The organism is Sporosarcina sp. Y1011 (assembly GCF_057669885.1).
Genome location: NZ_JBYHFP010000037.1, coordinates 1 through 4,305 on the forward strand (window position 1 = coordinate 1; position 4,305 = coordinate 4,305).

General features: G+C 33.9%; 4 protein-coding genes and 1 pseudogene. 3 read left to right on the top strand and 2 right to left on the bottom strand.

The annotated features are described in order from the left end of the window. Window positions 1-326 precede the first annotated feature (326 nt). Window positions 327-527, top strand: a complete 201-nt coding sequence (locus AC25Y5_RS18780) for a hypothetical protein (protein ID WP_488141626.1) — start codon at window positions 327-329, stop codon at window positions 525-527. Between the two features lie 483 nt (window positions 528-1,010). Further along, window positions 1,011-1,946 (top strand): hypothetical protein, encoded by a 936-nt coding sequence (locus tag AC25Y5_RS18785; RefSeq protein ID WP_488141627.1) that lies wholly within the window; start codon window positions 1,011-1,013, stop codon window positions 1,944-1,946. A gap of 100 nt (window positions 1,947-2,046) precedes the next feature. Here the strand turns inward: AC25Y5_RS18785 and AC25Y5_RS18790 are convergent, their stop codons facing one another. Both AC25Y5_RS18790 and AC25Y5_RS18795 read right to left on the bottom strand, forming a co-directional pair. Then, window positions 2,047-2,358 (bottom strand): hypothetical protein, encoded by a 312-nt coding sequence (locus tag AC25Y5_RS18790; RefSeq protein ID WP_488141628.1) that lies wholly within the window; start codon window positions 2,356-2,358, stop codon window positions 2,047-2,049. Between the two features lie 206 nt (window positions 2,359-2,564). Then, window positions 2,565-2,660: pseudogene (locus tag AC25Y5_RS18795) on the bottom strand (DUF1259 domain-containing protein); the annotation flags it as partial. Between the two features lie 1,191 nt (window positions 2,661-3,851). Here AC25Y5_RS18795 and AC25Y5_RS18800 point away from each other — a divergent pair. After that, window positions 3,852-3,944 (top strand): aspartyl-phosphate phosphatase Spo0E family protein, encoded by a 93-nt coding sequence (locus AC25Y5_RS18800; protein WP_488141629.1) that lies wholly within the window; start codon window positions 3,852-3,854, stop codon window positions 3,942-3,944. Window positions 3,945-4,305 lie beyond the last annotated feature (361 nt).

Genomic DNA, 4,305 nt, shown 5'->3' on the forward strand with positions numbered 1-4,305 from the left:
ATATAAAGGTAATAGCAATGTATCGCAAGTTAAGTATTACAAGAACATTGTGAAGATCGGCGAAATCTGATCTTCTTTTTTTGTGAAGATTGTGTATCCAAGGGATCTGTACTTCTGATAGTAGTCGTTATTTATTATCCGAAAAAATCCAAATCCGTACTCGGTCAAAAAGTAATGGAAATATCCAAATTATAAATATTTGTACTTTGTAGATGGAATATTAACGAGTTTCCAAGATTAATTACTAAAGAAGGTATTCCCTCCTATATGTCTAATATTGTTATTGTAGGAAATGTTCACACAATACTTGATAGGAGTGTTGAGAGATGGCTAGAGAAAAAGAAGAATTTAATATTAATGTAAAAACTTATGGTGAAATTAGGGATATTAATAATGAACAAGATTTCTTATTTTATGAATCGGCGATTCGCTTTCTTAATGCCGTAAACAAAGAAAGAGGTTCAATTATGGAAGCATATGAAAAAATCATTAGTCTTGAAACAGAAACAAAAGCATTAACAAAATAATGATAGCGTTAGGAGTCATATCTAAATGGTGTGGCTTTTTTTATACTCATTTTTAGGAGGCCAACGAAGGCGAAGGTATTAGAACGAGAAAGAATGTTAATCGAGACGGCTCTTGATACGGTGTTTCAGCATATGAGGATTGCAGGGAACAGACAACGCACGATTAATGCTATACCTGTTTCAAGGTTTAATAGAATGGTCTTGGAAGGTGAAACAGTTTGGAATCATTAGTATTAGAATTGCAAAGGGAATCATATTTGAACAATACATCGGTTACTGACGTAACAAGAAACGCATATGTACTAGCGAGAATGTTACGAAGTTGACATGTGGTAAACCTTATGTAGATAATAAAATGAAATAGTAACACGAGGTAAAATGTGGTTAATCCCCTTTGAGAGAACTCGTAGAATTAGAAGAAGAAAATTTATATAATTCTTGCTTTGAAACGGAAAAATTAAAAAATCGGGGTTGTGAAGTTTAATGGATACGGATAAAAGTCAATACATTGAGCAATGTATTATAAATTATGAGGCAATTATAAATAACGCAAAAGAAGGAACGGCACAAGATAATGAAGTATTAACGGCAATTACCAAATCGATGTCATTTGGACTGTTAAAAACCAACTACGATATTTGGTTAGATGAGTGCTTTTTACATCAAGACTGGCAAAAGTGGAATAATTTAATTTTCCAGCAAATGCGTTATCAATTACTTCCGGGATGCAGCGGAGGGTATGATCATTGTCAAAACACCTTACATATTTTAGAGGCAATCGCTTGCGGGGATAACGAAACAATGGAGCGCATTCTTCCATCCGAACTGGGTTTAACTAAAAATGGTTACCCGTTTTATATTGTGATGAGCAATCTCTTGAAGGCAATGTGGTATAGAGATGAAATACTGTTGCAAAAAACGGTCTATGCTGCCGAAAAATTTGTTGGCACAAAGAAACCACAATGGGAGCGTTCAGGAGTTGCATTTCTGCTTTCATTACACAAAGAAGATGTCGAGGTAATGGGGAAACATTTACAAAATTTTTGTTCAGGATATATGCGTGCAAATTTCAGTAAAGCGATGAAACAGCTATGTGTGCCTGCACATGGTCTTTATTGTTTGGCACAAAACTTATTGCCTTCAGAGATATTTCAACAGATAAAAATGCCAGAACACAAGAACTTTTCTCAAGAATTTGCAAAATGGAGAAATGAAAATCCGCACCCTATATTAAATTTATACTTTGAATATCCGGCGCCTCTGGAAATCCTCAATCAAATTTATGTGGCTCCAGTTGCTAAAAGCATTATTTCACAACCATATCTCCATAGCGATAATCCTTATCATTCTCCGCAATTAAAGAAAAAATGGTTTCTTGATGAGGAGGCAATGCTAATAGCCTTTGTTGAAAATATGTAAACTTTCCTTTTGAATTCATGCTAAAGAATATTGTGTTTTGATGAGCACCTAATTTATTTAGGTGTTTTACTTTGTACTACGCCATTCGGATAATTCATCTTCAACTAACAGGGGTTAATCCAAAAAGTATTAACGTTCTTTTTGGTGTACCAATTGAAGAATAGCAATGTTTAGTATAGGCGAATGTACGGACTGTCACTTCCTGCATGGCATAACCTAAAATGATATCAAAAGGAGGTAAAAATAATGACACGATTTGATTACGATCGATATGACAGAGACGATGACTACGAGTATGACGGTTATGGGAGACGTCGCAGAAGACGACGTCCACGATATCAATACCCATTTTTACCGATTTATCCATTCTACCCAATCTACCCACCATACCCACCATACTATCGATATCCATACTACAGCCAACCATACAACCGTCCTTATGGCTATTGATATATAAGATGCCTACTCTAAAAACAAGGACCGACAGAATTGTAGTATAGATACTGACGGTCCCGTTTTGTTTATTACGTTCATGTACTAAGAAAATTATAAAAATATGTTTTTAATTACTTTCTTAAAGAAACAAGGTAGCGCGACAAGCATTACTGTGTGAAAAATGACATCTCGTGAAATCAAGACTTTCATTGCATCTCGAACTTTTCTGGAATAAGTAAGTGGACAATCAATGGATTCAAAGTGCATATACATAAGGCGTTAAGGATTCAAGATAATATCCCATAAACTAATATAGACAGTGGTATCCGCAGGGACATAAGTATCTGTTCGGGCATAGAATAAGGTTACAAGAGTTGACTGCACTTTTGTCATTTTCTTTTAGCACGTACATTCAAGGGCAATTACCCCGGAAAAGGTAATTGCCTCTTTTATATATCATCAATGTAACATAATACCTATTTTGATACATTGACAGAAACCCCCTAAAGGTTGATAGACCAAGGTTTATCGATTATATAAAAAAAAGTGTCGTTATTGGATGATGGGAATTTTACATAATTGAATTTGTACAACCAATTAGAGATAAAGCTAAAATTGCCTAGTTAAAGGACATCTTAAAACGTTAATCGTGTACAATTCTGTTCGGGAAATCGCAATAAACTGGTAGACGTTCGAAAAGTAATTTAATACGTTTTCGAACGATATTTTATTGTGTATTTCAACTTTAAGTGTGTGTTCGTAAATGTGTACCTTTTCAGACACAGCATTTAAGGGAATATAGAAATAATAGAATCCTTTCGACATAATTTGCAAAAGTGCTTAACAATAGTCAGAATATCCTGTATACTCTTTTAAAAGGATAGGTGTTGAAAATGAATGATGGGGGATTTTCTTTGTACAATAGAATGCCAATAGAATTGTTAGCAGGTTTTTATTACCATATTAACAAAAACATAGACAATGACATTTTATCTAATGCCATGTACCATGAAATAAATCTAATTAAACGGGTAGCTGCAAAAAAAGGTATCTCATTGACTCACCTATATGAACGAGGTTCGCTTATGAAATGATATACATAGGTTTCTTTAGGGGCATTTCTTTTATGTATTATGTTAAATTCAGAGGAAAGACGGAAGTAGTACTCCATTACTCTTTCAGAGAAATATTTGTAAAGGTTGTAGGAATCTCCTACCAAAATAGTTGAAAAACTTTACCCGTTTATGGTTGGAAGCTTTAAGAATCAACTATTTCGATTTGTATTCCTGCAACTTGTGACAAATTTATGAATTGGTATATTCTCGTCTTAATACGACATTTTCCGAAAAAAATATGTTGTACAATGTACTTGTTGCTTCTGAACCTACTAGATATAGACCGCATAATTTGAAGCCGAATATATTATAGGGAGGAAGATTTGTAAAAAGGCTATTTGATGAAAAAACGTTATTGCTTCAGATTGGAATCAAGAGAAAAGTCATGTATAGAAGAGCAAAAACTTTTGGGTATTCGCACCCTCTTGTTGTCGCGTGCAGTCAATAATTGGATGTGTTGATCAATAGATCTCAAGATAAAGTATCAAGAAGAGCTGCTCACTCCATCCAGGATGCAAGTTTACCCTATTTGTATAAATGAAAAAACGATTAATTAAACGTAAAACTAAAATTCATGAGTTTGAAAAAGAGTGCCATTTTAGCAGTGTTTTACTCAAGAAAAAACAACCATTAAAAAAGCTACCCTTTAAAGGCAGCCGATTCTTAAACTAAAGCACCCGATAGTTGAATAGTACACTCTCTAAACTTTTTTATTTTCTTTCGGTTTTTTATACTTAAGTATCCTTCTAAAATTTAACCTAACGCCATTGGCGCTGAGGATTATACTTATTAAGTAATACATCTAGTTC

Excerpts from the sequence above, each read along its gene's own strand:
- AC25Y5_RS18780 (WP_488141626.1), top strand. The coding sequence starts at position 327 with ATGGCTAGAGAAAAAGAAGAATTTAATATTAATGTAAAAACTTATGGT.
- AC25Y5_RS18790 (WP_488141628.1), bottom strand. The coding sequence starts at position 2,358 with ATGGATATCGATAGTATGGTGGGTATGGTGGGTAGATTGGGTAGAATG.
- AC25Y5_RS18785 (WP_488141627.1), top strand. The coding sequence starts at position 1,011 with ATGGATACGGATAAAAGTCAATACATTGAGCAATGTATTATAAATTAT.